Raw genomic sequence first — 26,442 nt, forward strand, 5'->3', positions numbered from 1 at the left:
TTCAACCTCTCCCCACCAGTTCATACAAGCGATCAATCGCTTTTTCAGTTGCCGCCTCCGTCACCACGTGGATGCCTGCGGAGCGGAAGATCTCCCAGGTTTCTTCCTGGCGGTTGCCAAGCGCCTTGGCGACAATGGGGATCTTGACGTTATGCTCATTGATATAGCGAACGACCCCTTTGGCGCCTTCGTGGATCGGATTGATCCCGCCGTACACGTTGATGAAGACGGCCCGGATGCCCGGTTTCATCATGATGAGTTCCATGCAGCGATAGAGTAGATCGGCCGTAATGCCCCCGCCGGTTTCCAGGAAATTGGCGGGCTTCATCCTTTCGCCGATGATGTCCATGGAGGCCATTCCCAGTCCGGCGCCGGAAGAAATCAGTCCGATATCTCCGTCCAGGTCCACATAGGTGACGCCGATTTCTCTGCCGCGGCGTTCGAGGGGATTTTCGATCCGTTCGATGCGGTCGGGAAGGGGGAATCGCACCCGTGACAGGGCCGAGTCGTCTATCTCCAGAACCGCATCCACGGCGATCAATCCGCCATTGGGGAGGACAACCAGTGGATTGATCTCGCAGATCAGGGACTCATGGCTCATGGCGATGTGGTACAGTTGCCCGATAACGTCCGTCCAGGAGGTGAGGAGCTGCTGGCTGACCCCGATTCTCGACAGGAGGGTGCGGGCCTGATAGGGATAAAATTCCAGGGAGGAGTCGACATGAAAGGAGGCGATCTTGTCCGGCGAGGACCTCGCAGTTTCTTCGATCCGCACACCGCCTTCCGTGCTCGCCACGATCACCGGCTTGCCGGAATACCCGTCAACGGTAATGCCCACATAGAGTTCCCTGGCGATCTCCACTTTCTCGCAGACGAGAAGTTTCAGGACGGGCAGCCCCTTCACATCGGAGGAAAGCAGGGACTCGGCGACCTCCTTGAGTTCATCCGGCGAAGAGGCGGTCCTGATGCCGCCTGCGAGACCGCGGCCTCCAACGAGAACCTGGGCCTTCAAAATAACGGGGTATCCTATCTCGCCTGCCACATGGAGCGCCTCGTGCATCGTGGAAGCAACGCCGCGGCGGGGAACGGGGATCCCGTTCTGCTCAAAAATATCCAAAGCCTCGTATTCATGTAGTCTCATAACGGTTTACATCCTTACGAAAATGAATGATTGCGGAAGGAGATTCTCCCTTTCGCAGTGCGCAAACATAAAATCGATGCGCCAATATGTCAATCGAAATAACTTCACTTTAAATCACAATTTTGAATTAATTTTTAATCCATATTAAAAATAAAAATTTGATTGCATAATTGATTTGATTAAGCTAAATAAGCCGCATGATCACCGATAAGAAAATAACGCGAAAAAAACAATCGGAAGACAGTGCCCAGATCGCCTATCAGGGGATCAGGCATATGTTGTACACCAAGGAACTCGTCCCCGGTCAGCGGATCCTGTACCGTGACCTTGCGGAAAAGCTGAAGCTGAGCCCGACGCCTGTCATTCAAGCTCTCAAGTGGCTGGAGCTGCAGGGATTCGTTCAGCATGAACCCCATCGCGGCTATTCCATGGCGCCCTTCAGCCTTAAGGAGATTGAAGAACTTTACGAGATTCGTGAATTGATCGAACCGTCCCTTGTCCCTGCGGCCATTGAACAGATCGACAAGAAGGGACTTGCCGAGCTGAAGGCGGCACTCGAAGCCCATCTTGCTGCGGAAAGGGAATCCTATCTCAAGGAAAGGCTTTTTAAAAACAGGGAGTTTCACATGACTCTCGCCTATCTTTCCGGAAAAACCACCCAGGTCCGCATCCTTCAAAACGTCTTTGATATGCTGTTCCTGAAATACGGCGGCAATTACTTCCCTATCTCTTCGCTGTCATCCAGCGACCAGGCCCACCAGGAAATTTATGACGCCGTGGCGCTGCGGAGCCTGGAGCGGGCGCAGTCCGTCCTCAAAAATCATCTGACCAATGTAAAAATTCAGGTCATGACGAGCATCCGGAAGATCCTGGAAGAGCAGGAGCGGACGGAATTCTGAGTCCTCTCACCGTGAGCTGTACAAGAAAAAAAGGCAGGGTCCAAAAGGGCCCTGCCTTTTTTGATCGGTGAATCGAACGGACCAGTGGTTCGGCATCGGATGAGCTTTTTCTTGACACGGCCCTGAAGGACGGCTAAAAAGGCCTTTGAGCTCTCGTTTTCCAGAAATTCGGCGCAGCAGCCGTTTCGGAAATGCTGGACCAGAGCAATCCTATGGAGGTAACCGATGAGATCCTACGTTGTCTTTTCATTCATGGGCTCGGATCGTCAGGGGCTGGCACGGCAGATAGCGGAATTTTTCACGGCTCGGGGGATCAATATCGAGAGGTCCCGCGGCTGCGTTCTGGGAGGGGAGTTCGGCATGATCATCCTCACCTCGGGCAGCACCGATGCCATCGAGCGGCTTATCAAGGACCTGGACAGCCTGCGCGAGAAGACGGATCTGGATATCCATGTCCGGAAGACCAAGGCACCTCTCCACCGGGAGGTTACCCCGTTCATTCCCTACAGGCTTATTGCCACCTCCGTGGACCGGCCCGGGATCATCAACCAGATCTGCAGAGTCCTTCAAGGCCGGGGAATCAATATTGACGATATTTCAACGAATGTTGACAACAACCCCGTTACGGGGGCCAACGTCTTTCAGATGGTATGCTTCTTCTCCCTGCCGCCTGCCGTGAAGATCCTGGATCTGAAGAACGACCTCAACCGCATCGGCGATGAATCCAATATTGATATCCGGTTCGAAGCGCTGATCTGCAGGTAAACCCATGACCCGTTACAACATTCAAAAGGCGGCGCATGTAAAAAAACCCATTGCGGAGGTTGCCGCCTCTATCGGACTTGAAGAAGACGACCTGGAATACTACGGGCGGTACAAGGCGAAAGTAAGGCTGGAAGCGATTTCACGTTTTTCGCGGCGTTCTGAATCAGCCCTTGTTCTCGTGTCGGCCATGACGCCGACGCCGGCGGGCGAAGGGAAAACGACCGTGTCCATCGGGCTCGCCCAGGCGCTGGCCAGGCTTGGAAAATCGACCATTGCCGCGCTCCGGGAACCGTCGCTGGGGCCCGTTTTCGGCATGAAGGGTGGAGCGACGGGTGGAGGGCTCTCCCGAATCCATCCAGACGATGATATCAATCTCCATTTCACCAATGACTTTCATGCGGTAGCGAGCGCACACAATCTGCTGTCCGCCCTGGTGGACAACTCCATCTACCATGACAACCCCCTGAACATCGATCCTCGGAAGATAACCTGGCGTCGTGTTCTCGACATGAACGACCGCTTTCTCAGGGATATCGTTGTCGGCCTTGGCGGTTCAATAAACGGCGTCCCACGGGAAACGGGCTTTGACATCGTCCCCTCCAGTGAGATCATGGCGATTCTATGTCTTTCACGCTCCTATACGGAACTGAAGGAAAAAATCCGGAAGATCCTAGTCGGATTCACCTATGACAACCAGCCGGTCATGACCGCCGATCTGAAAGTCGAGGGGGCCGTTACAGCGCTTCTGAAATATGCCCTCCTGCCGAACCTGGTCCAGACAACGGAGAATGTCCCGGCCATCGTTCATGGCGGTCCTTTTGCCAACATCGCCCAGGGGACGAACAGCATCATCGGAACCGACCTGGCGCTCCGCCTGGCCGATTATGTCGTGACCGAGGCGGGCTTTGGCTTCGATCTGGGAGCGGAGAAGTTTTTTGATATCGTCGCCCCTTACGGGGGATTAAATCCGCGCATCGTCGTTCTCGTGGCAACGGTGCGGGCCTTGAAATACCACGCAGGCATCGCCAGAGAGGACCTCGATCGGCCCAATCCGCGGGCGGCCGTCCTGGGCATGGCGAACCTCAGGAAGCATTATCAAAACATTGACAAGTTTCACGTCCCCTGCATTATCGCCCTGAACCGCTTTTCTACCGATGCGGACGAGGAAATCAGAGAGGTTCTCAAAGCGGCGGAGGACGAGGGGATGAACATCGCACCCTGCGACATCTTTCGCCTGGGAGGTGAGGGCGGTGTTGAACTCGCGGAAAAGACGGTGGCCCTTCTGGCGGGTTCCACCGGTCACTATCGTCCATTGTACAACTGGAACCTGCCCGTGGAAGACAAGATCTTCACCGTGGCCAGCGAGATCTACGGCGCCGTTTCGATCGATTACCAGCCCCTGGCCCGGCGCAACCTGGATCTGATCAACCGGTACGGCTTCGATAAGCTTCCCGTCTGCATCGCTAAAACCCAGCAGTCCCTCTCAGACAACCCGAATCTCCTGGGCCTTCCCCGTGACTTCATCGTGACGGTGCGAGAGATCAAGATCTCCTCCGGGGCCGGATTCCTCATTCCCATCACCGGTGAAATTCTCCGAATGCCCGGCCTGTCCAAACACCCCGCCGCCTATTCGATTGATATCGACGACTCGGGCGTTATCAGCGGTGTCAGCAATCCCGGCGACATGGCACCTCTTCTCTGAGACCTTTCCTTTGAGCGGTCGTGAAATAAGAAATGTCTTGAAAAAATTTTCATTAAATGTTAGTCGACTGACACCCGCTTTTTTATGAAGCAATCTCAAATGTTTTGTTTAACTCATCCGGGCGGGGCAGGCCAGAGTTGAATAAGAACGTATTGCTGCAGATTTGGTAAAGAGACCACCTTTGACTCCTGATGTCCTCAGGAAGCGGAGGTGGTTTTTTTGTTTGTCTGCTTCAATATGATTAGTGAAATAAAAAAAGGAGGGTACGGCTTTGGCAGAGGGAAAAGTGAAATGGTTCAATGACAAGAAGGGGTTTGGGTTTATTGAAAATGATGAGGGGGGCGACATATTCGTCCACTTCAGCGCAATCCAGGGAGGAGGCTGGAAGACGTTGACCGAAAGCCAGCGGGTCCGTTTTGAAATTCAGCAGGGCCAGAAGGGGCCCAGCGCAGTAAATGTGGAACTGATCTGAAAAAAACAAGGTCAGGCACAAGGAGGCATTTTTATCAAGCATAACGTACCAAGGAAAGGTAAAAATGCTTGACAAGTAAGTTCTGAAAAGATAAACGGAGAAGTCGTTTTTTTCAAATCAGCAGGGCATCTCACGGCTCCCTTATTTGAAACGTGCACAATTCAAATAAGGGGGTTTTTTGTTTTTATATGTCCCCACGTGTTAAAAAAACAGCAATAGAAAGCATCAAGAAGGATTTTCACAATGAAGCATGACATCCGGCAAGTAAGGAACATCGGAATCAGCGCCCACATCGATTCCGGAAAAACAACCCTGACCGAGAGGATTCTCTTTTATACGAAACGCATTCATGCCATGCATGATGTGAAGGGGAAGGACGGCGTGGGAGCCACCATGGATTCCATGGAACTGGAGCGGGAGCGGGGAATTACCATCTCTTCCGCGGCAACGTTCTGCACCTGGAAAAATCATGAAATCAACATTATCGATACTCCGGGGCACGTGGATTTCACCATCGAGGTGGAGCGGGCCCTGCGTGTCCTCGATGGGGCGATCCTGGTCCTATGTGCCGTAGGCGGCGTCCAGTCCCAGTCCATTACCGTCGATGCCCAGATGAAGCGCTATAACGTCCCCTGTGTGGCCTTCATTAACAAATGCGACCGGAGCGGCGCCAATCCGGCCCGCGTCGTGGAGCAATTGAGGACACGCCTCGGGCACTCGGCCATCCTCATGCAGCTTCCTCTCGGTTTGGAAGCCAACTTCCAGGGTGTGGTCGACCTGGTCTCCATGAAGGCTTATTATTTTGACGGACCCGGTGGTGAGATCGTTCGAGAGGAAGCGGTTCCCGATGCGATCCTGGCCGAGGCGACGGCCAGGAGGGAAGAACTTATTGACACCGTTTCGCTGTTTTCAGATGTCCTGACGGAAGCCGTTCTGGAGGGGAGGGACATCTCCCCGGAAATGATCCGGGAGGCCGTGCGCCAGGGAACGGTGAATCGCAAAATCACGCCGGTCTTTTTGGGGTCGGCCTATAAGAACAAGGGGGTGCAGCTTCTTCTGGATGCGGTGACCCAGTACCTGCCCTGTCCGGAGGAAATCGAAAATACGGCTCTGGATCTGGCGAACGGCGAAACGCCGGTCCGGCTGACGAGCAACCCTGAAGATCCCGTGGTGGCGCTGGCCTTCAAACTGGAGGACGGGCACTACGGCCAGTTGACCTACATCCGCGTCTATCAGGGAACGCTGACCCGTGGCGAGACGGTCGTCAACGCCCGGGACGGGAAAAAACTTCGGATCGGCCGACTGGTTCGCATGCATGCCGACCAGATGGAGGATATCGAGTGCATCCCTGCCGGTTACATCGGCGCCCTCTTCGGTCTGGAGTGCCAATCGGGGGACACCTTCGCCTCGCCGGGGCTGAATTGGGCCATGACGTCCATGTTCGTTCCCGAGCCGGTCATTTCACTGGCCATTGTTCCCAAAGACAAGAAGTCCATGGTGAACATGTCCAAGGCCTTGAACCGGTTTACCAAGGAAGATCCGACCTTTCGAACCCATCTCGACGCGGAGACCTCCGAAACGATCATCGAGGGGATGGGAGAGCTGCACCTGGAGGTCTATGTGGAGAGAATCCGGCGCGAATACTCGGCGGAGGTCACCACGGGCAATCCCAGGGTGGCTTATCGGGAAACCATCACCCAGAAGGCTGCGTTCAATTACACCCACCGCAAGCAGACGGGGGGATCCGGTCAGTATGGCCGGGTAGCCGGGTATATCGAACCTCTGGCGGAAGAGGAATTCCTCTTTGAGAACAAAATAACCGGTGGCGCAATCCCGACTCAGTTCATCCCCGCCTGCGAAAAGGGCTTCCGGATGAGCATGGGCAAGGGTCCGAAAATGGAATTTCCCGTGACGGGCGTGAGGGTGGTGATCGATGACGGCGCGTTCCATGCCGTGGATTCCTCCGACATGGCCTTCCAGGCTGCCGCAAGAGGCGCTTTCCGGGAAGCCTATCTGCGGGCCAAGCCTGTCGTTCTCGAACCGATCATGAAGGTTGTCGTGGAAACTCCTCCGGAATACCAGGGCGCGGTCATGGGGCTTTTGAACCAGCGCAGGGGAATGATCGTGGGCACACAGGATGAAGGATCGTCCTGCGTGATCGAGGCTCAGACGCCGCTGGCGGAAATGTTCGGTTTTGCGACGGTCATACGCTCCGCCACCCAGGGCAAGGCCCAGTTCACCATGGAATTTTCCGCCTATAAGCAGGTGCCTCAGAGCATTGCCGAGAAGATTGCGGAAGAGGTGGCCAAGCGAAAGAAAAGTGCGGCGTAGGGTCGGAACTCATGGTCATTGATTTGAAAAAGAGAAAGGAACTTCTTTTGAGCGAGAGGGTGATAAAATCGGAATCGGAGTCCTGGCGGGAAGCCTGGGAAGAGGAAATCAGCAGCCGGCTTCCGGCGGGCGCATTCGGCGCCGTTCTGGCAAGGGCGGGAATGGGGAAGACCGCTTTTCTCGTTCAGATGGCACTCAGTTCGATGCTGGGTGGGGAAGGAGTTCTCCATGTCAGTCTTCATGAACCCATCTCCAAGGTCACCCTCTGGTACCGGGAACTCTTTGAAAAGAAGTTCATCCGGAAACCGCCGCGGAGTTCGCGGATGCTCTGGGAAACGATTCTGCCCCACCGGTTCATCATGACCTTCCGGGTGGATCGCTTCAGTATCCCGAACCTGGAAGAACGCCTGAACGATCTGATCGTCCAGGGAATTTTTTCCCCCCGGATTCTGCTCATCGACGGGTGGCAGACGAACCACATCGGCGAAGCCGAGATTCTGGAGCTGAAAACCTTCGCCCGGGCCCACAACCTCCAGGTCTGGTTGTCGGTTCACGTGCATCGCCATGATGCCGAAGCGGGCGACCCCCTTCCGGCGTTTTTGAAAAAATCGGAAGAATTGTTTGACATTATTCTGCAAATGGAAGATCGTGGCCAGGAAATTCTGATCGATCCGCATAGAGACGCCACGGGCAGTCTGAAGTCCTGGCGAATGAAGATGGATCCGGTGACTCTGCTGATTACAGCCGGAAGGGCGCGGGATCCCGTCAAAAAGGTTGGTTAGGGGTCTTTTGTTTCGGCAGCGGGTCGATTTCAGAGGCTATTTCTATTCACAGAGGTTCAGGTTATGATCGAAGTTACGGAAAAGGCAGCTGAGAAAATCAAGGAATTTATACAGAGCCAGAAAGGGCCCGGCACGATCCGAATTCTTCTGCAGGACGAGGGGAGTAAACGCCCCTTTCTTCGCATGTTTTATGACCAGCCTGCAGAGGGCGATGCATTCATTACAGAGCAGGAGATCACCTTTGCCATAGAGAAAGATCTCCTTGAAATGGCCAAGCCGATCCGGATTGATTACGCGGAAATTGACGAGAAGCAGGTGGGGTTTCAGATCGTCTCCCGTCTGCCCATGGTCGGCTACAGGAGGCGTTGAAAAGGGGTTTCGCTGGCGGGGGGCCTTACGAACCCTTCTCCGGGTGGGAAGGATGGCAACGTGCACCCACGGTGAAGTCAGGAGGGGCTGTCCTGCAAAGGCGGCCGAAAATCGTCGGCTCCCATTACGCCGGCTTTCTAAGGGACTTCCGGACCCGCTCCGCAATCCGGTGAACCTGCCGCATGATTTCCTCTTCATTCAGGGACAGGAGCTTTCGGTCTTTCATGACCATGTTCCCGGCAATGAAAACGGTCTTCACATCGGAGCCGTTGACGGCATAAACGAGATGTGAATAGGGATTGTACATGGGGGTCAGGTGTGGGCGGTTCAGGTCGATCAGAATAAGATCCGCTTTTTTCCCGGCTTTCAGGCAACCTGTGACATCTCCCATTCCCAGAACGCGCGCCCCCTGCCGGGTGGCCATGGCCACAACGGTTTCCGCGGGCATCAGGGTCGGATCCAGGTGGCGCACCTTTTCGAGCTTGGCCGCCGTATCCATCTCCTGGAACATGTCCAGGCTGTTGTTGCTGGCACATCCATCGGTACCCAGCCCAACACAGACGCCCTCCTGGATCATCCTGGCGACGGGGGCAAATCCGGAAGCGAGCTTCATGTTGCTTTCCGGATTATAGACGACTTTGCACCCGGAGTCTCTGAAGATCCGGATCTCCTTCTCCTCCAGACAGACGCAATGAAAGGCGATAAGCCGCTCGTTGAGGCAGCCGAGTTCCTCAAGGTACGAAACGGCTTCCTGCCCGAGCTGTTTTTGAAGCTGCTTCTTTTCGGAAAGATTCTCCAGAAGATGAAGGGCGAGGGGAACCTGAAACTCCTCGGCCAGGTCCCTGGCCTGGAGGAGAAGCGTCCGGGAGCAGGTGTACAGGGAATGAGGCTCCACGGCGACCCGGATCAGCGGATCGCCGGACCATCGCTCCAGGAGCTTCCGTGTGTAGGCCAGGCCTTCCGAAGGCGTTTTGGCATTCGGGGAGGGAAAGTCAAAAAGGACCTCTCCCAGAAGACAGCGCATTCCAGCCGTGCGCGCAGCCTTTGCCGTCTCCTCTTCGAAAATGTACATATCACAGAACGTAGTCGTCCCTGACTTGATCATTTCCGCACAGGCCAGCAGACTACCCCACCAGGCCAGTTCCTCATCCACATTTCTGGACTCGGCAGGAAAAATATAGTTGGTAAGCCAGTCCATCAGGTGCATGTCGTCGGCAATGCCCCGGAAACAGGTCATGGCGGCGTGGGTGTGGCTGTTGATCAACCCCGGCATGATGAGGGTATCCGTTCCGTCGATCAGGTTGGGGCTGGTGAACTTCCGCCGGAAATCCTCCTCCGCTCCAATGGCGGTGATGGAGTCTCCGACAATGGCGAGCGCTCCGTTCTCGATCACGGTCATGGCTTCGTCCAGACAGAGAATCGTTCCGCCCAGGATCAGCCCATCCACCGTTTCAAGTCTCGCGCCGTCTTCCATGGTGACCTTCAACTCCTATGGAGAGCAGGAGGGATCTTCAAGGGAGCATGTTTCATTTGCAGCTGCCTCGAAAAGGTCCGTTCCCTGGAAAAAGTAATAGTCGTAAAGATAGCGGGCTATCTGGGCCATGGCCTGTTCCTGCTGGGTGATACTTCGATTGGATGTTTTGATGAAGATGGCCAGGGCGACATGGCCCGCTTCGCCGGGCAGGGTCAGAATGGCCGCATCGTTCACCATGGACGGGCCGATCGTACCGGTCTTGTTGGCCACCTTCATTCCGGGAGGGATCAGGTCCTTGATCCTGGAATTTCCCGTCTGGCAGCGTTCCATGATCCCCAGAAGCACGGAGGTGGTTTCCGGCTGAAGGGCCGTTCCATCGTATACCATGGCCAGGAGGCTCGTCATGGCGTCGGGGGACGCCGTGTCCCGGCGGTCGGTGTGGAAGCGGCTCTGCGCCCTTTTCAGCGTATCCGCCGGGACGCTGTCCCGCAGCCTGTTGTATTTTTGAAGCTGGAAGGCCTCCGGTGAGGGGAGATCCGAAATGCCGCGCCAGTCGGCCAGCATATTGAGCGTGGGGCGGCTGACGTCCATTTCCTGTATGCCCAGGCTTTTCATGGCCGCGGTGACGGCTGCCGGTCCGCCGGCGAGCTTCAGTATGGCATCGCTCGCCGTATTGTCGCTGATCAGGAGCATCAGCTCCAGAAGTTCCCGAACCGAATAGGACTCATCCTTTTTTTTAAAGGTCTTGATGAGCCTGCCGCTGCCCGGGTGAATATCGCCGCTGCGCAGGGTGACGGTTGAATTCAGGCGGACCTCACCGCGATCCACCCGGCGGAGCAGCTGAACGGCTATGGGGATCTTGTAAACGCTCGCCATGGGAAACCGCTCCCCCCCGTTGAAGGAAAACGATCGTCCCGATTCAATGTGGAGGGCGCTCACTCCTACGGTTCCTCCCGCCAGCGCGGCCAGGCGCTTCACCTCCTGCTCCAGGCGCAGTTGAGCCCGTTCCGGTTCAGGGCCGGGCCGAGGAGCCGCTGTCGATTTGGATCGTTCCTGGAGCTGAGGCTGCATGGCGGCCGCTGCCGGCGTATCGAGTTTTTCCCGCGTTTTCGCATCGCTTGCCGATGCCGGGACATGTCCGGCCTCCAACGGGACGGTCCCGACTACCGGGGGACAGGCCTCGGAAGGCGGGCACTGCGTTTTGCAGACAGTGCAGGAAACCGTCGATACGGAAATAACAGCCAGAAAGACAAAATATTTGAGGAAATGTAATGTGATCATTGTCCTAAACCTGCCAGGTGTGGATTGGCAACACCGGGATCCGGGTTCGTGCGGGATTGGATGCGTCCCTTGTGATGCGGCCGGCCATTGAAGGTGAAAAGGCCGCGGCCGGGAAGCCTGTCCCTTCCGGAAAAAAAGAAAAACCCCCCCTGTTGATGACGAGGTCGAATGTTGAAGGCAGTTATTGCGAGATTCGAGACGGGTCAAACATCATGGATTTCACGAAACTGCGGGCAGATCTCCGATGATCCCGGCTGGTACTTCCGGCACACCGATGGTCTTGTTTCATAAATGGAGCAGGCATAGTGACTGCCGTCCCACATCAGAAAAGAGCATCCGTGCAGGTAATGTCCGTCCAGCGATGAAACCAGGTGATCCCCGACCCACATGGCGTGCTCATGCTCGATGATGTGAAGAACGTCATCCCTGCCTTCCCTCTTCCATCGCTCGAGATCCTCGTCCGTCACATAGCAGTTTACGTTGGCCAGGCAGCAGGTGCCGCACTGTTTGCAGATGATCTGCACTGTCGATTCCATAGTTCTCTCCTTGGATCCGTTTTCCCGGACAGGCGAGAACCGTGCAGAATTGCATTCCGAAACACGATGACGTTTTTTTGAGAACACCAGGGCATCACGGATGGCCAACGCCCATCCGGGGAGTTGATATGACAGGAACAGACAGAGCGCCTCCCAACATCTCTGACGTTTGATCTCCTTGTCTCACAAGTTTCCGGACTCGTCAAGCCCTATGGCAGATCTTTTTACACGGAACAATCCGGCATGATCAGCAAACCAGGGAAGGGGATTCATCAGAGGTATTCCGGTCGGGATCATGCGCGGACCGGACCTTATAGCCGATTTCCGTCGCAGGATCGAATCAGGATGTCACAGGATGACGCACAGGTTCAGGCCATCATTGACAAGACTTCTAAAAACAGGAATACTTCATAAATGGCGCATCTCAGGACATGCGCCTCAGCTTCCCCAAAGGCCGTCTTCTATGGTGAAAGGATGAAGATACAGGGCTGCAGACGGCCGGAGAAAGAGATCTCCCTGGAGGGTACGCGGGATTCATGAGAGAGCGTTGCGAGGAAAAGAAGGAATGGGCGTCTTCCCGGACCTTTCAGGTCACGGGACTGGACTGCGCGGACTGCGCCGCCAAACTGGAGAAGGCGGTCAGGAGGGTCCCCGGAGTCGTTTCCGCTGCGGTCGCCTTTCCTCAGGGACGGCTCAGTGTGCACCTTGATGAGGCGGGTCTCGAGGATGAAATCATCCTCCGGAAGGTAAGGGCGCTCGGGTACGATGCGACGGCAGAGGAGAGAGGCGCCTTTGAAGGGCGGGAATCCACCTTTCGAATCTTCGGATTGGACTGTGTGGACTGCGCCGCCAGGCTCGAAAAGGGAATCCGCGGGATCCCCGGCGTGGAAAGGGCGGATGTGGATTTCAGCTCTTCGAAGGCGCATGTGGTTCATCGGGGGCCTGTTTCGGACATCCTGGCTACCCTGGAAAGGATGGGGTATCCCGGACGCATTGACCAGCCGTTGAAGAGCCGCGAGGCGTTGCCCTTCTGGAAAACCAACATCTATATCCTGCCGACGGCCGTTTCCCTCGTCATGCTGATGTCGGGTTTTATTTCGGGAATTGCAGGTGCGCCGGGCGGCACAGCCACGGCCTTCTTTGCAGCCGGAATCGCTCTGGGCGGTTTTCTGCCGCTGCGAAACGGGATATCGGTGCTGGTCAACGCCCGCGAACTGGACATGAACGTCCTGATGATGACCGCTGTCATCGGCGCTGCGGCCCTTCGCCAGTTTGAGGAAGCGGCGACGGTGGTCTTTCTCTTCTCCCTGGGAAACGCCCTGCAGGGGTATACACTGGACAAAACCAGGAACGCCATCCGCTCCCTGATGGACCTGTCCCCTGCTGAAGCCCTGATCCGCCGCAGGGGGGCCGAAACAACCCTCCCGCTGGAAGAGATCCGGATCGGTGATGTGATGATCATCCGCCCCGGGGAAAGGATCGCCATGGATGGGCTGGTGGCGGCAGGAGTCTCCACGGTGAACCAGGCGCCGATTACCGGCGAATCTCTGCCCGTGGAAAAAGCCGTGGGCGACGAGGTCTTTGCCGGAACCATCAACGAGCGGGGGGCCCTGGAAGTCCATGTCACCCGATCGGCAGGGGACAACACCCTGTCGCGGATCATCGGGATGGTTGAAAGGGCGCAGGCGCGGCGGGCCCCTTCCCAGCAGTTGATCGAAAAGTTCGCCCGGTTTTATACCCCTGCGGTTCTCGTTGGCGCTTTTCTCGTCGCAACTCTCCCGACCTTGGTTTTCGGGGAGCCCTTCTCCAAGTGGTTCTATGAGGCCATGGCGATGCTGCTGGTCGCCTGCCCCTGCGCTCTGGTGATTTCCACCCCTGTTTCCGTCGTCTCCGCCATCGGCAGCGCTGCGAGAAGGGGCGTTCTGATCAAAGGGGGCGCTTATCTTGAAGAGATGGGGTCCCTGACCGTGATGGCCTTTGACAAGACGGGAACCCTGACCGCCGGAAAACCCCGGGTGACCGATGTCCTTCCGGCCGCCGGCCATTCCGAAGAGGAGATTCTGGCCATCGCGGCGGCCATTGAATGCCGTTCCGAACATCCCCTGGGCGAGGCGATTTACCGGAATGCCCGGGAAAAAGGCCTCAGCATACCGTCGATGACCGATTTTGATTCCGTTCCCGGCCGGGGCGCCGTGGGAACGGTGGCTGGAACATCCTATTCCATCGGCAACGCCCGGTTTTTTCTGGAGAGAGGCTGGGATCTCGAAGAGATGGAAAAGGGTATCGCCGGGCTCCAGAACGAAGGAAAGACGGTTGTGATCCTTGGCGGAGGGGCCAGCATCCTGGGCCTGATCGCCGTGGCGGACGTATTGAGGGAGAACAGCCGACAGGCTCTGGAGGATCTTCGGAAGATCGGAATTCGAAAAACGATCATGCTGACGGGAGACCATGAGAGCACGGCCAGGGTCGTGGCCGCCCAGGCGGGGGTGGATGAGTTCCGGGCCGATCTGCTTCCTGAGGACAAGATGGAGGCCATGAACGATCTGCTGGCCCGATACCGGAAAGTGGCCATGGTGGGAGATGGAGTAAACGATGCGCCCGCCATGGCCGTCTCCACGGTGGGAATCGCCATGGGAACGGCCGGAACCGACGCCGCCCTTGAAACCGCGGATATCGCCCTGATGGCGGACGACCTGACGAAGCTATCCTACGCGGTGGAATTGAGCCGACGGACCCTGCGCATCATAAAACAGAACATTTTTGCCGCACTGGTCATCAAAGGGGCGATCCTTCTCCTGGTTTTTCCCGGATGGCTGACCCTCTGGCTGGCGGTGGTGGGCGATATGGGAAGCTCCCTCCTGGTGACCCTCAACGCCATGAGGCTGCTTCGGGACGGGCGTCGGGAAGAAAGGCGCTGAAGAGCCATTCCACTCCGTTCCCCCCGCCGGGAGAAATTCAATCGATTGGAGAGGCTGATATCTCAGGCTTTTGCCTTCCCTTTTCTGGCATCGATGTCGCCGGGATAGACCATGGCATCCTGGCCCCGCTCCCGGGTCCGGACACGAATCGCCTCGTCCACGGGATAGATAAAAATGAGGCCGTCTCCCGGCTCACCCGTATGAGCCGAATGGAGGATGGCATCGATCGCCGCTTCCAGGTTACGGTCGCTTAAAACGATGTTGACCTGGATCTTGGGAAGCAAATTGACCTGATAAGTCCCTGCCCGGCCGACCAGCTTTATTCCCCCCTGGCGGCCCTGTCCCCGGACTTCGAACATGTTCAATCCAACGATGCCGATTTCGGACAGGGCCGCCTTGACGTCGTTTACTTTATCTTCACGGATAATGGCTTCGATTTTTCTCAGCATGCTGATCTCTCCAGGTTCAAGAAATAGGGTTATGGATCTCCTCGAAGTGAAACATAGGCGTTACGAATAGGAGCGTTCCCCGTGGGAACTGATGTCCAGGCCGACTTCTTCGGCCATGGGGGATACGCGCAGCCCGATGCTGGCGTGAAGGATCCTGGCCAGCAGGTAGGTCATTCCGAAGGAAAAGACGATGGTGACGACAACGGCCAGAAGCTGAACGCCGATCTGTTCCGGATTTCCGAAGAATAGGCCGTTCCGGCCGTCCACGTTCACGGCAACGGTAGCGAACAGTCCGGTAGCGATCATCCCCCAGGTGCTGGCCATACCGTGGCAGGCCCACACATCCAGGGACTCGTCGAGTCTGCGCCGGTCCCGGAAGCGCATGGCGTAATAGGACAGGGGGGCGGCCACGGCCCCCACGGCGATGGAGGCCAGCGGTGTGATATAGCCGGAAGCCGGCGTAACCGCCGCAAGCCCGACGACCATCCCCGTTACGATTCCCAAGGTGCTTGGCCTCCCGTCCAGCCAAGAAAGAAACATCCAGACGAGACCGGCGGTTGCCGCCGATGTGTTCGTCGTAAGCAGGGCGTTGACGGCCACACCATTGGCCGCCAGGGCGCTGCCGGCGTTGAAGCCGAACCACCCCACCCACAGCAGTCCAGCCCCCAGGACCGTCAGGGGAATATTGTTGGGTTCCAGGGAGCCGTTGCCGAATCCCTTGCGGGGTCCGATGACGATGGCAAAGGCCAGTGCCGAAAAGCCGGCGGCAATGTGAACCACCGTCCCTCCGGCGAAGTCCAGAACGCCCATGGTTTTCAGCCAGCCGCCCTGGCCCCAGACCCAGTGACACAGGGGGTCATAGATCAGAGTGGCCCACAGCAGGCTGAAGAGCAGAAAGCTCTTGAACTTGATCCGCTCCACGAAGGCGCCGGTAATCAGAGCCGGGGTAATGACGGCAAACATCATTTGAAAAGCGGCAAACAGCCCGTGGGGGATGGTTTTGCAGTAATCGTCGTTGGGCTGGGCGCCGACTCCCAGAAAGCCGACAAAATCAAGCCCCCCGATCAGCCCGTTGATATCCGGGCCAAAGGCGAGGGAATAGCCGAAAACGATCCACTGCAGACCGATGAGAGACAGAAATATGTAACTGAGGGTCAGCGTGGAAAGAACATTTTTTCTGCGGACCATCCCCCCGTAAAAAAAGGCGAGGGCCGGCGTCATCAACAGCACCAGGGAGCAACAAACCAGGATCCAGGCCGTATCGCCGGCATTGATCGTACTGAGCATCATAAACCTCCGTCTGTGTAAATGGCTCCCCATCATGGCAATAATCCTTCCACAGGAAAATATCCTGTAATATCGTTGGAATGATCCATTGTGATCCCGGGAGAACGTAACGGAATTGTGACAATTCCAGGAGCATTCAACATAATTGTCCCATTCGTAAGCGCTTTTTGTTGATCTGGGACCGCGCAGCCCTGAATCCCGGGTGCGTTTAATCGTTGCATCCGAAGATCTTTACCCTTATGGTAAGGGATCTTTGTAAGAATGAGGCATGGTGAGGGGGAAATCATCCTTCCGGCGGCACATCATCCTTGGTCGTTCCGGCTGAAGGGAAGGAGAGCAGCAGATATGAAAAAAATCGCTGGTTGGATCCTGTTGATCGTTTTAGCGGCGGGACTTTATGCCGCGGTCGTTCCGTATCTTACGCTGTACATGATCAAGAGCGGCGTTGAGCAGTCCGATCCGGAGAAAATTTCAAAATACGTGGATTTTCCGGCCTTGAGAGCAAACCTCAAGGCACAGCTCCATTCTCATATTCAAAGTGGAGAAACGCCCTCTTCAAGCGAAAACCCCGTCGCCAAAGCGGCGAACAGGCTGGTCTCCAAAATGGCGGATGACGCGGTTGACTCCCTGGTAACGCCCGCCGGCCTGAAAACGCTCGTTCAGGGGGAGCAGCGGAGAGAACGTTCAACCCGGGATTCTTCTCCGGGGGCGGGGGAATCAAAGGGCGGAGTTCTAAAGAATGCCTCCTGCCGTTACGAGAACCTCGACACGTTTTCCGTGACGACAAAAGACGACAAAAACAGGGAAATCCGGTTGATCCTGTCGCGCAGCGGACTGTCGTGGAAGCTCAGCAATATCATCCTGCCTTGAAACGGATGAGTTGCCCGGGATACGCAACAGAACCCTTTAATAAATTGACTCAGCCTGACGGGAGACATTTTTTGTTCGGGAGGAATTTGTGGCCATTAACCGTAAAGATGTCATCTATTTTGTTCTGACAGACCGGTTTCATGGGGTCGAGAACCCAAGGCCGGAGCTTCGGGAGAAGATCGACAAGTCCAATCCGCAGTTTTATCATGGCGGAAATTTTGACGGGATTGTTGAACAAATTCCCTACCTGAAGAAGCTGGGAATAACGGCTTTGTGGATCACGCCGGTTTACCGGCAGATTGATCTCGAACATTCCCATGGGTATCACGGATATTGGGCGCTGGATTTCAACGCTGTCAACCCGTTCCTTTACATCGACAACGGCCGTTACCCCGAGGGGAGCAAGTGCTATCTCAAGGATCTCGTCGACCGGCTTCACGCCAGCGGAATCAAGGTCATTCTGGATATCGTCGTCAATCATACGGGATATCGGCATCCCGGCATCAACGGCTCTTCCGGCAATCCCACCCCCATCGGACCCTCCTGGTTCAACAGGATGAACATCAGCCTGGAATCCAGCGTAACGGAGGGGCAGTTGTCGGGCCTTCCGGACATGGACCTGGATTCTCCCGATGTGTGCGATTATCATGCGCAGAGCATTCTTTCCTGGATACGGGAAACGGGAATCGACGGAATCCGCATGGACACGGTCAGGCATGTGGAGCGAAACTTCTGGACCTACTTCAAGACGCAGGTCAAGGGTCAGTTTCCCGAAGTGACCCTCCTGGGTGAAGTCCTCGTTTTTGATATCGACGCCCTGTCCCAGTACCAGAAATTCGACGCCATCGACCAGCTCTTCGATTTTCCGCTGCAGCAGGCCATGACAAATGTCTTCGTCTACGATCATGCCATGACCGATTTCGTTTCTCCCTACAATCTCGGTACAGGCATCCTGGAGCGCGACCTGTCCTACACCAACCACAACCAGCTTGTGACCCTTCTGGACAATCATGACCTCAGCGCGAGGTTCATGACGAGCATCCTTGATGCTCAGATGGGCGACTATCGCAAGGCGACGGATGTCATGAAACTCTCCCTGACTTTTCTGTTCGCCATACGGGGCATCCCGCAGATTTACTACGGAACGGAATTGGGCCTTGAAGGCCGTTCAGATCCCGATAATCGGAGGGACTTCCCCTGGGGGAAACTGGATAAGGACTATGAGGTGAAGGAAGCCTATCCCTTCGAAAAGGAAATCTACGACCATACCCGGAACATGATCCGGATTCGACGGACAAACGACGCCCTCTCAGCCGGCCATTTCGTCTGCCTGTATGTGGACTATTTTCTGCTGGTTTTCCTGAGATACATCGGCGAAAACATCATCATCGCCGGATTTCACAACGGATGGCTGGACATGCCGTCGGATATCGCCGTCGATATCGGAAACAATCCGAATCTGCCTCGGAGAATCAAGGAGAAACTGGCGGATGCCCATTTGGTATCCCTGCTGGGCGGTCCTTCCTATTCCATCCGTGAGGGGCGGCTGAGCCTCCTGCTGGGCGGAAAGTCCGGGGTCATTCTGACGCCGGCTGAGGAGTAGCCGGTTTCCTTTCCCGTGGCCAGAGGGGGCCGGACTTCGATAGATGTCCGGAGCCAGCGGCAGACATGCCGCCGGGCATGCAGGCTCCGTAAAGGGACGGCGGAGACAGTCCGTTGCAGCCCGGGCGGCTGCGGAACCAGAAATGCTCTATTGACACTTCAACGTGAACCCGATAAGTTGCAGGGCAATGACCAACGGTCGGAATGTCCCTCGGGTGTTGCCTCCAGCCGGAGAAAGGAAGAGAGCGCTTTCCGGTCTCAAAAGCCGAGTGAGGGAGAGAAGCCGGGAGAATCCAGGAGATCGGAAGGATCGCGAAACGCCGTGGCATTGGTGCGGAGACCGGCGGCTCCAGAGTGGATCTCATCGGGGATATTCAGAAAAAAACACCATTCTTTGAACGAATGAACAGAGGTTCTACCAAGTTTTCGGACGTCCGGATGTCGCAGCCCCCGTGGGGAAGTTCTTTCGGGACGATTTTGCGCCGTACGGTTCCTTTCCCCCTTTTTTTCCTTCGGCGCAGACTCTTCGGCCAGAGGATTCCCCTTCTGGCCAGCTTCAAAGTAACCTATCGCTGCAATCTCTCCTGTCTTGCCTGTCCGTTTCATCGCAGGGCCGAAGAAGAGCGGGCCAGCATGAGCCGGGAGACGGCCTTGGCCTGCCTGGATTCCCTGAAGCGTTTCGGGGCACTGATCGTCGTCTTTGAAGGAGGGGAGCCGCTCCTGTGGCGGGATGGCAGCTACAGCTTCCATGACCTGGTGGAATACGCCCGGCGGCTCTTTGCCCGTGTCGCCGTAACCACCAACGGGACCGTTGCGCTGGATGTTCCGGCGGACGTTCTGTGGGTCAGCGTGGACGGCTTGAAGGAAGCCCATGACCGCCTCCGTTCCGGCTCTTTCGACAGAGTCTGGTCGAATCTTCGCGCCTCGCGACATCCGCGCCTCTTCGTCCATTTCACGATCAACCGCGAGAACCGGAATGATATCCGGCCGCTGCTGAATCAATTGAGGCAGATACCGGCCTTCCGCGGCATGACGCTGCAGCTCTTCTACCCTTACGGCCAGGGAGAAGCGCCCCTGGCCTTGTCCGACAAAGAGCGGAAGGAAACCCTGGAGGAGGTGATCGCACTGAAGAGGCAGGGATTTCCCATCCTCAACTCCCCCGGCCGCCTGAGGGCCATGATCCGGAACAGCTGGCGCTGCCACGATGATATCCTCATCAATGTCGATCCCGACGGCACCATTACAAAGGGCTGCTATGTCAAGAGCCGGGGTCGGATCAATTGTCGAGAGTGCGGTTTTTCTCCCGTCTCGGAAGCGTCCGGCGCCCTGGACCTTCACCCGGGATCGCTGAAGGCGGGATGGTCGATTTTTCTGAAATGAGCCGCGTCCACCAGGAGGAAAATCCATGGCTGAACATTCCAACCCCCCGAAAAAGAACGGCAAGGCCCCGGAAGAGGGATTTCCCCACACCCTCTATGTTCCAGAGGAACAGTTGTTCGAGCGCATTCCCCTGTGCCGATATCTCGGGGATCTGTCCGAACTCTTCGAAACGGATGAACCGGAGGACAGGGCCGTGAACGATGAGGAAAAAGGGGAGGGATCTTGAAGGGGGAGCAGCGTCCATGCGCGGCCTGAATCTCTATGTAAGCAACCGCATGGAAATCCTCGCGGAAAAGCTGGCCGACGTGGTGGACAGGCCGCTTGTCTCGCCGCTGACGCCGGAGATCATTGTCGTTGAGAGCAGGGGAATGGAGCGGTTGCTTTCCATGTAGCTGGCCACTTACCATGGGATCTGCACCGATGTCCTTTTTTCCTTCCCAAGACATAGCATTGCCCAGTTATTTAAAGCGGTCCTGCCGGAAAGGAAAGCGAAGACTTTTTTTGATCCGGAGACGGCTGCCTGAAGGATTTTCCATCTGCTGCCTTCCTCTTCTTCACTGCCCCGTTTCGAGCTCCAATCGCTGGGTACAGCGAACACAAATTGGATTCTTGCTTAACACATCAAAAACGATATAATAATCCTCGTCAATTAACCGGTATATTCCGGGATCGTTTCCTCGAAGAAAGAACGAGGAATGATTCCTCCGGCTATAAAGCCATATTTTTCCGAACCAAAACAGCCATTCCCCGCCCAGGGATGGCTGGATTCCATTTCTTATTGCTCAATTAAAAACTTGGGTGTCTTTGGAGACCCCTGGAAGGGCAGGAAAGCCCCAATAAGCAAAAGCAGGAGCTCAAGATACAGATGCTTGCAGACGCCAGCGCAAGACTGAACACTGAGATCAAGAAGAGGAAACAGGCTGAGCGAAGCCTGAGAGAACGGTTGCTTTTTGAAGAGCTGCTCTCTTCACTTTCAGCGCGATTCATTTATCCGCCCATCGAACGGGTCGATGAGGAAATCCATGAGGCCATGACGGAAGTTCTGGAATTCTTCAAGGTGGACCGTTTTGCCCTGCTTCAAACGCTTCCGGACAAGAAATCGTGGAGGATCACCCATTCGGTTGCCGTTGCGGGTGTGCCTTCCGTTCCTCTTGGTTCGGAACTCCCTATCGCAATCAATCCATGGGCTTATGAAAAGCTGGTTTTTAAGCGAGAAGTCCTTTCTTTTTCAAAGATAGAGGATTTGCCGGTTGAAGCCGAGATTGACAAAAAGACCTGGATGAGTTGGGGTATCCGATCCAATCTGAACATTCCCATTATGTTCGGTGAACCCATTAATCACATTCTCGCCATTAACTCGGTGAAGCGTGAGCGAATCTGGCCGGAGGAATTGGTCCCGCGGCTTAGGCTGCTGGGAGAAATATTCGTCAATGCCCTGGAACGGAATAAAGCCCAGAAAGCCCTGCAGGAAAGTGAAGAGCGTCTGAATCTTGCGACCTCGGCGGCGGAAGCAGGCCTCTGGATGCTGGACAAGGATACAGGTTCCGTATGGGCGACGCTCATTCTCAGAAATTTGTTCGGATTTACCCCTGACGAGGAGCTGAATTTAGCGCGATTCAGGCAGGCCCTTCATCCTGGCGACCGCGACAGGGTTCTTGAGCTGGTCCATCAAAGTATGGAAAAGCATAAATTCCTGCACGTCGAATATCGTGTCCAAAAACCCGATGGAAAGGTCCGCTGGATCGTGACACGCGGACGACCTTACGGCGGCACACAAGAACATCCCTTGCGTCTGATGGGCGTGTCCATGGACATCACCGAGAGAAAGCAGGCAGAGTTGCAGATGAAATGGTCAGAGGCTTTGCACGATACTTTGATCAACAGTACATCCGACATGATCTGGTCGGTCGATTCGGAGCGCTTTGGCCTTCTGACCTTCAATCGGGCGCTTTCTGAATATTTCCTCCATAAGCGCGGATTTCCCATTGAAATGGGCATGAGTCCTGAAGATCTCTTTCCAGCCGAGGAAGTTTTACAACAGAAATGGCATTCATTCTATTTGCGGGTGCTGGAGGAAGGATCTTTCACGATAGAATATCCGGTTTCCGCGGACGATCGGATTCTTCGATTGAATTTCAACATCCTCAGCAACGAGGGCAGGGTGTTTGGAATATCGGTGTTCGGTCAGGACATTACGGAACGGAAGTCAATGGAAAACAAACTCCGGGAGCAGCTGGCGGAGATTGAGAAGCTGAGGATTCGACTGGAGAAGGAGAACATCTATCTCCGAGAGGAGAGAATTACGGAACTGGGCTTCTGCAAGATGATCGGAAGCAGTTCCACCCTTCAGTATGTCCTCTTTCGGGCCAATCAGGTCGCCCCAACCGACGCCACCGTTCTGATCCTCGGTGAGACCGGCGTCGGCAAGGGCATGGTCGCCAATGCCATCCATGAAATGAGTGTCCGCAGGGATAAACCGATGGTTACGGTAAACTGTGCCGCCCTCCCGGCAAACCTCATCGAGAGCGAGCTCTTTGGACGGGAGAAGGGCGCCTTTACGGGCGCTCATGCCAGACAGATCGGCCGCTTCGAGGTGGCGGACGGTGGAACGATCTTCCTCGACGAAATCGGCGAGCTGCCTCTCGAACTCCAGGCAAAGCTCCTGAGGGTGCTGCAGGATGGGGAGTTCGAACGCCTTGGTTCACCAAGGACGGTCAAGGTGGATGTGAGGGTCATCGCCTCGACAAGCCGGGATCTGAAGCAAGAAATGCGAAACAGGCGGTTTCGCGAGGATCTCTATTATCGGCTGAACACCTTTCCCGTCACGCTTCCGCCCCTGAGGATGCGGATCGAGGATATTCCGGAGCTTGCCCGGTATTTTATCGACAAGTACTCCCGTAAACTGGGCAAACGATTTGATACGATTTCAAAGGGTGTCATTGACAGACTCTCAGAGTACTCCTGGCCCGGAAATGTGAGGGAGTTGGAGCATGTCATAGAAAGGGCCCTCATCACCAGCATGGAACCTGACTTTCAACTGACCGATCCGTTCGAGCCTGCCTCCGTGAAAAGGGAGGAAGAGGTGCTCAAAGAGTTTGACGCAATGGCCCGGGAGCATATTCAAAAAGTCTTAAAAGAAACGAGGTGGAAAATCGAAGGGAAGGGGGGAGCCGCTGCATTCCTTGGACTTCATCCAAGTACCCTTCGATTCCGGATCAAGAAGCTCGGCCTCAAGCGACCCTGATGATCGAATCCCCACAATAAAAGCCCTCAATATCCTGCAGATCCGCAAAATATTGAGGGAATGTCATCATCCATAGCAGCCAAAATTCCACGATAAACACAATATTATAACGTAATATCAGGTTGTTGTCCTCATATGACCAACCGGTCGTCTTCAGGAATGCTTTTTGGACTGAGTGAAACGTAGAAACCGAAAATCTAAAGACGACCATGCGGCCCGAACTCCTGAAATAACAAGTTTCTTAATGGGGTACAACACCGCCATCGAAATCGGCCATCGAACTATGATCCGTTCCAACCCGCGGTCCGATCATGCAATCGCAGGTCAAGGGTAAAAACATCTTCTGGAGAGATCAGGATGAGTACAGACAAAAAGGATGAGTCAAAAAACGGCAGAAAAAGTGAACCTGCCCGGGAAACGGAAGAATCCGGAAGTCTTGCCGATCTCCTGAGACAGTACGGCTGCGGCCCGATTCCGTTCACCGGTGAAGACGGACTTTACGAGCGTCACCTCATTTTCGACAACGTCTCCGCTCCTCAAGCCGCCGGTTGCCGCGAGCGGTTTGAGGCCGCTTCCCGGTCGGTGAGGGATGTCCTCTCACAGCGCTGGGTGGCGACAGAAGCGACATATGGGCTGAAAAATCCCAAACGAGTCTATTATTTGTCCATGGAGTTCCTCATAGGCCGCTCCCTGTCAAATAACATCACCAATCTCCTGCTGGATCCCGTTGTGAAGCAACTCGTGGAGAAGAAGAAAATCGATCCCATCGAATTTCTCGAACAGGAGCCCGATGCCGGTCTCGGCAATGGGGGGCTCGGACGCCTGGCTGCGTGCTTTCTCGACTCCATGGCCACGATGCAGCTCCCGGCCATGGGCTACGGTCTTCGTTATGAATATGGCATCTTCCGTCAGTCTATAAAGGATGGCTGGCAGGTGGAGCAACCGGACAACTGGCTCCGCAGACCTGATCCCTGGGAGGTCGAACGGTTCTCCGAGGCTGTAGAGGTGAAGCTTAACGCTTCCTTCGAGCTTTCCGGCGGGAGCCTGCGTGTGATCCCCGGCCAACCGTCCAGCCTGCTGGGTATTCCCTTTGACCGCCCCATCGTTGGATTTGGCGGGAAGACCATCAATACGCTCCGTCTCTGGTCGACGGCTGTGCCCAATTACTTCGACTTTGCGAAGTTCAGCGGCGGTGATTTCGTGGCGGCCCTGGCCGGAACGCTTGGAGGCGAATCCCTGACCCGGGTGCTTTATCCCGATGACTCCACGAGCTTGGGACAGGGACTGCGGTTCATGCAGGAGTACTTTCTCGTCGCCTGCTCACTGGCCGATCTCGTGAGGCGTTTCCGGCAGAGCAATGCCGATTGGAACAACCTCCCTGCGAAGGTTGCCATTCAGATGAACGACACGCATCCATCGCTCGCCGTGCCCGAGTTGATGCGGATCCTCCTGGACGAAGCACAATTGGAATGGGACCAGGCCTGGGACCTTACCCAACGGACGCTTGCCTACACCAACCACACCCTTCTGCCTGAAGCGCTGGAAAAATGGCCGGTAGCGTGGTTCGAGATTCTACGGCCCCGTCTTCTGGAGATCATATACGAGATCAACCGCCGGTTTCTTGATGAGGCTCGAAAACGCTTCCCCGGCGACGAGGAACGGATCGTTCGGATGAGCCTCGTCGAAGAAGGGGAGGCGCGGAAAATCCGCATGGCCAACATGGCCATCGTCGGCTCCCACAGCACCAATGGGGTCGCCGCCATTCACTCGAACCTGCTGCGCACAATCACCGTTCGGGATCTGGCTGAGATGTTTCCCGAGCGTTTCAACAACAAGACCAACGGGGTGACGCCGCGACGCTGGCTGCGCCTGGCGAATCCCGCCCTATCCCGGATCATTACAGAGGCCATCGGCGACGGCTGGATCACCGACCTTGGTCAATTGAGGAAGCTTCAGCCCCTCGCTGAGGACCGGAGCTTCCAGGAGGCCTTCCTGAGGGCCAAGGGCGAGGCCAAGTCGGCATTTGCCGATTGGCTCAAGGCCACGACCGGCCAGGAAGTGGACCCGGAGACCCTTTTTGATTGTCAGGTCAAGCGCATCCACGAGTACAGGCGGCAACTGCTCAATGTCCTGCGGATCATCGTGCTTTACCATCGCCTGCGGGATGACCCCGGCCTCGATCTTCTGCCCCGGACGTTCTTCTTCGCCGGCAAGGCGGCGCCGGCCTACCGCCTGGCCAAGCTGATCATCAAGTTGATAAACAATCTCGCCGGAACGATCGACGGGGATCCGGCCGTTGCGGGACGACTCAAGGTGGTGTTCCTGCCCGATTACTGCGTTTCTCTGGCAGAGCGATTGATTTCTGCCAGTGATGTTTCAAACCAGATATCGACGGCGGGTTATGAAGCCAGCGGGACGAGCAACATGAAATTTATGATGAACGGAGCCCTGACCCTGGGGACACGCGATGGTGCAACGATCGAAATGGCCGAGGAGGCAGGCGAGGAGAACTTCTTCTTCTTTGGTCTGACGGCGGATCATGTCGTCGGCAGCAGGGGCTGGTATGACCCCTGGTGGCACTATGAGAATGAGCCGGAAACCCGTGCAGCCCTGGACTTGATCGCTTCGGACGCCTTCAGCCGTTATGAACCGGGGGTCTTCATGCCGATCTGCGAGGCACTCATGAAAACCGGGGATTTCTATCGTCACCTGGCAGACCTTGCCTCCTATCTCGAGGCAGACCGGCGGCTCTGTGAACTATACAGGAATCCACAGGGATGGGCGCGCATGGCCATCCTGAACATTGCCGGCTCCGGGAAGTTCTCAAGCGATCGGACGATTGCAGAATATGCGGCGGACATCTGGGGAGTAAAACCGTGCCCGGTGTCTATACCGAAAAAGTAATAAGAAAAAGCTGAAACGCCCTATCAGATATATTCA

Annotated in this window: 21 protein-coding genes; 15 read left to right on the forward strand and 6 right to left on the reverse strand. The window is 55.8% G+C overall.

Features of this window, described 5'->3' with window-relative positions:
- Position 1: 1 nt before the first annotated feature.
- Positions 2-1,141 (reverse strand): succinate--CoA ligase subunit beta, encoded by a 1,140-nt coding sequence (locus ACJ77P_RS06220; protein ID WP_367360401.1) that lies wholly within the window; start codon positions 1,139-1,141, stop codon positions 2-4.
- Between the two features lie 197 nt (positions 1,142-1,338).
- Between ACJ77P_RS06220 and ACJ77P_RS06225 the strand changes: the two genes are divergently transcribed.
- The 7 genes from ACJ77P_RS06225 (at position 1,339) to ACJ77P_RS06255 (ending at position 8,461) form a co-directional block, all read left to right on the forward strand.
- On the forward strand, positions 1,339-2,040 hold the full coding sequence (locus tag ACJ77P_RS06225; RefSeq protein WP_367360400.1) for a GntR family transcriptional regulator: 702 nt from the start codon (positions 1,339-1,341) through the stop codon (positions 2,038-2,040).
- Positions 2,041-2,265: 225 nt separating this feature from the next.
- Complete coding sequence (locus ACJ77P_RS06230) at positions 2,266-2,805, forward strand: glycine cleavage system protein R (protein ID WP_367360399.1); 540 nt, start codon at positions 2,266-2,268, stop codon at positions 2,803-2,805.
- Positions 2,806-2,809: 4 nt separating this feature from the next.
- Positions 2,810-4,507, forward strand: a complete 1,698-nt coding sequence (locus tag ACJ77P_RS06235) for a formate--tetrahydrofolate ligase (RefSeq protein ID WP_367360398.1) — start codon at positions 2,810-2,812, stop codon at positions 4,505-4,507.
- 271 nt (positions 4,508-4,778) lie between these two features.
- Entirely contained in the window at positions 4,779-4,979 is a 201-nt protein-coding gene (locus ACJ77P_RS06240; protein WP_367360397.1) for a cold-shock protein, read from the forward strand.
- A gap of 243 nt (positions 4,980-5,222) precedes the next feature.
- The gene (gene fusA / locus ACJ77P_RS06245; RefSeq protein ID WP_367360396.1) at positions 5,223-7,310 is read left to right on the forward strand and encodes an elongation factor G; all 2,088 of its coding nucleotides are present in this window, start codon (positions 5,223-5,225) and stop codon (positions 7,308-7,310) included.
- 11 nt (positions 7,311-7,321) lie between these two features.
- Positions 7,322-8,092, forward strand: coding sequence for a cytoplasmic protein (locus tag ACJ77P_RS06250; RefSeq protein WP_367360395.1), 771 nt, complete (start codon positions 7,322-7,324; stop codon positions 8,090-8,092).
- Between the two features lie 63 nt (positions 8,093-8,155).
- Complete coding sequence (locus tag ACJ77P_RS06255; protein ID WP_367360394.1) at positions 8,156-8,461, forward strand: HesB-like (seleno)protein; 306 nt, start codon at positions 8,156-8,158, stop codon at positions 8,459-8,461.
- A 124-nt stretch (positions 8,462-8,585) separates the two neighbouring features.
- Here the strand turns inward: ACJ77P_RS06255 and ACJ77P_RS06260 are convergent, their stop codons facing one another.
- The 3 genes from ACJ77P_RS06260 to ACJ77P_RS06270 all read right to left on the reverse strand — a co-directional run bounded on the left by ACJ77P_RS06260 (position 8,586) and on the right by ACJ77P_RS06270 (position 11,752).
- A complete protein-coding gene (locus ACJ77P_RS06260; RefSeq protein ID WP_367360393.1) occupies positions 8,586-9,935 on the reverse strand; it encodes an amidohydrolase family protein in 1,350 nt (449 codons plus the stop codon).
- 15 nt (positions 9,936-9,950) lie between these two features.
- A complete protein-coding gene (bla, locus tag ACJ77P_RS06265) occupies positions 9,951-11,216 on the reverse strand; it encodes a class A beta-lactamase (RefSeq protein WP_367360392.1) in 1,266 nt (421 codons plus the stop codon).
- Positions 11,217-11,419: 203 nt separating this feature from the next.
- Positions 11,420-11,752 carry a YkgJ family cysteine cluster protein gene (locus tag ACJ77P_RS06270; RefSeq protein WP_367360391.1) on the reverse strand — a complete coding sequence of 111 codons (333 nt, stop codon included), beginning with the start codon at positions 11,750-11,752 and terminating at the stop codon, positions 11,420-11,422.
- Positions 11,753-12,288: 536 nt separating this feature from the next.
- Here ACJ77P_RS06270 and ACJ77P_RS06275 point away from each other — a divergent pair.
- Complete coding sequence (locus ACJ77P_RS06275) at positions 12,289-14,670, forward strand: heavy metal translocating P-type ATPase (RefSeq protein ID WP_408999295.1); 2,382 nt, start codon at positions 12,289-12,291, stop codon at positions 14,668-14,670.
- A 62-nt stretch (positions 14,671-14,732) separates the two neighbouring features.
- On the opposite strand, the gene ACJ77P_RS06280 is transcribed toward ACJ77P_RS06275, so the two are convergent.
- On the reverse strand, positions 14,733-15,119 hold the full coding sequence (locus tag ACJ77P_RS06280) for a P-II family nitrogen regulator (RefSeq protein ID WP_367360389.1): 387 nt from the start codon (positions 15,117-15,119) through the stop codon (positions 14,733-14,735).
- Between the two features lie 60 nt (positions 15,120-15,179).
- On the reverse strand, positions 15,180-16,394 hold the full coding sequence (locus ACJ77P_RS06285) for an ammonium transporter (protein WP_408999400.1): 1,215 nt from the start codon (positions 16,392-16,394) through the stop codon (positions 15,180-15,182).
- A gap of 357 nt (positions 16,395-16,751) precedes the next feature.
- On the opposite strand from ACJ77P_RS06285, the gene ACJ77P_RS06290 reads away from it, so the two are divergent.
- The 7 genes from ACJ77P_RS06290 (at position 16,752) to ACJ77P_RS06320 (ending at position 26,406) form a co-directional block, all read left to right on the forward strand.
- Positions 16,752-17,276 (forward strand): DUF2939 domain-containing protein, encoded by a 525-nt coding sequence (locus tag ACJ77P_RS06290; RefSeq protein WP_408999296.1) that lies wholly within the window; start codon positions 16,752-16,754, stop codon positions 17,274-17,276.
- 88 nt (positions 17,277-17,364) lie between these two features.
- Positions 17,365-18,879, forward strand: a complete 1,515-nt coding sequence (locus ACJ77P_RS06295; RefSeq protein WP_408999297.1) for an alpha-amylase family glycosyl hydrolase — start codon at positions 17,365-17,367, stop codon at positions 18,877-18,879.
- Between the two features lie 437 nt (positions 18,880-19,316).
- Positions 19,317-20,258 carry a radical SAM protein gene (locus ACJ77P_RS06300; RefSeq protein WP_408999298.1) on the forward strand — a complete coding sequence of 314 codons (942 nt, stop codon included), beginning with the start codon at positions 19,317-19,319 and terminating at the stop codon, positions 20,256-20,258.
- A gap of 25 nt (positions 20,259-20,283) precedes the next feature.
- A complete protein-coding gene (locus ACJ77P_RS06305; protein ID WP_367360385.1) occupies positions 20,284-20,484 on the forward strand; it encodes a hypothetical protein in 201 nt (66 codons plus the stop codon).
- Positions 20,485-20,500: 16 nt separating this feature from the next.
- On the forward strand, positions 20,501-20,650 hold the full coding sequence (locus tag ACJ77P_RS06310) for an exodeoxyribonuclease V subunit gamma (protein WP_408999299.1): 150 nt from the start codon (positions 20,501-20,503) through the stop codon (positions 20,648-20,650).
- A gap of 473 nt (positions 20,651-21,123) precedes the next feature.
- On the forward strand, positions 21,124-23,502 hold the full coding sequence (locus ACJ77P_RS06315; RefSeq protein ID WP_367360384.1) for a sigma 54-interacting transcriptional regulator: 2,379 nt from the start codon (positions 21,124-21,126) through the stop codon (positions 23,500-23,502).
- Between the two features lie 357 nt (positions 23,503-23,859).
- A complete protein-coding gene (locus ACJ77P_RS06320; RefSeq protein ID WP_408999300.1) occupies positions 23,860-26,406 on the forward strand; it encodes a glycogen/starch/alpha-glucan phosphorylase in 2,547 nt (848 codons plus the stop codon).
- Positions 26,407-26,442 lie beyond the last annotated feature (36 nt).

Source organism: Syntrophus buswellii (assembly GCF_046097065.1).
Classification (GTDB): Bacteria; Desulfobacterota; Syntrophia; order Syntrophales; family Syntrophaceae; genus Syntrophus; species Syntrophus buswellii.

Coding starts and splice junctions, on each gene's coding strand:
- ACJ77P_RS06230 (WP_367360399.1), top strand. CDS start 2,266: ATGAGATCCTACGTTGTCTTTTCATTCATGGGCTCGGATCGTCAGGGG.
- ACJ77P_RS06235 (WP_367360398.1), top strand. CDS start 2,810: ATGACCCGTTACAACATTCAAAAGGCGGCGCATGTAAAAAAACCCATT.
- ACJ77P_RS06320 (WP_408999300.1), top strand. CDS start 23,860: ATGAGTACAGACAAAAAGGATGAGTCAAAAAACGGCAGAAAAAGTGAA.
- ACJ77P_RS06270 (WP_367360391.1), bottom strand. CDS start 11,752: ATGGAATCGACAGTGCAGATCATCTGCAAACAGTGCGGCACCTGCTGC.
- ACJ77P_RS06300 (WP_408999298.1), top strand. CDS start 19,317: ATGTCGCAGCCCCCGTGGGGAAGTTCTTTCGGGACGATTTTGCGCCGT.
- ACJ77P_RS06310 (WP_408999299.1), top strand. CDS start 20,501: ATGCGCGGCCTGAATCTCTATGTAAGCAACCGCATGGAAATCCTCGCG.
- ACJ77P_RS06275 (WP_408999295.1), top strand. CDS start 12,289: ATGAGAGAGCGTTGCGAGGAAAAGAAGGAATGGGCGTCTTCCCGGACC.
- ACJ77P_RS06290 (WP_408999296.1), top strand. CDS start 16,752: ATGAAAAAAATCGCTGGTTGGATCCTGTTGATCGTTTTAGCGGCGGGA.
- ACJ77P_RS06250 (WP_367360395.1), top strand. CDS start 7,322: ATGGTCATTGATTTGAAAAAGAGAAAGGAACTTCTTTTGAGCGAGAGG.
- ACJ77P_RS06280 (WP_367360389.1), bottom strand. CDS start 15,119: ATGCTGAGAAAAATCGAAGCCATTATCCGTGAAGATAAAGTAAACGAC.
- bla (WP_367360392.1), bottom strand. CDS start 11,216: ATGATCACATTACATTTCCTCAAATATTTTGTCTTTCTGGCTGTTATT.
- ACJ77P_RS06315 (WP_367360384.1), top strand. CDS start 21,124: ATGCTTGCAGACGCCAGCGCAAGACTGAACACTGAGATCAAGAAGAGG.
- ACJ77P_RS06220 (WP_367360401.1), bottom strand. CDS start 1,141: ATGAGACTACATGAATACGAGGCTTTGGATATTTTTGAGCAGAACGGG.
- ACJ77P_RS06305 (WP_367360385.1), top strand. CDS start 20,284: ATGGCTGAACATTCCAACCCCCCGAAAAAGAACGGCAAGGCCCCGGAA.
- ACJ77P_RS06225 (WP_367360400.1), top strand. CDS start 1,339: ATGATCACCGATAAGAAAATAACGCGAAAAAAACAATCGGAAGACAGT.
- ACJ77P_RS06260 (WP_367360393.1), bottom strand. CDS start 9,935: ATGGAAGACGGCGCGAGACTTGAAACGGTGGATGGGCTGATCCTGGGC.
- ACJ77P_RS06255 (WP_367360394.1), top strand. CDS start 8,156: ATGATCGAAGTTACGGAAAAGGCAGCTGAGAAAATCAAGGAATTTATA.
- fusA (WP_367360396.1), top strand. CDS start 5,223: ATGAAGCATGACATCCGGCAAGTAAGGAACATCGGAATCAGCGCCCAC.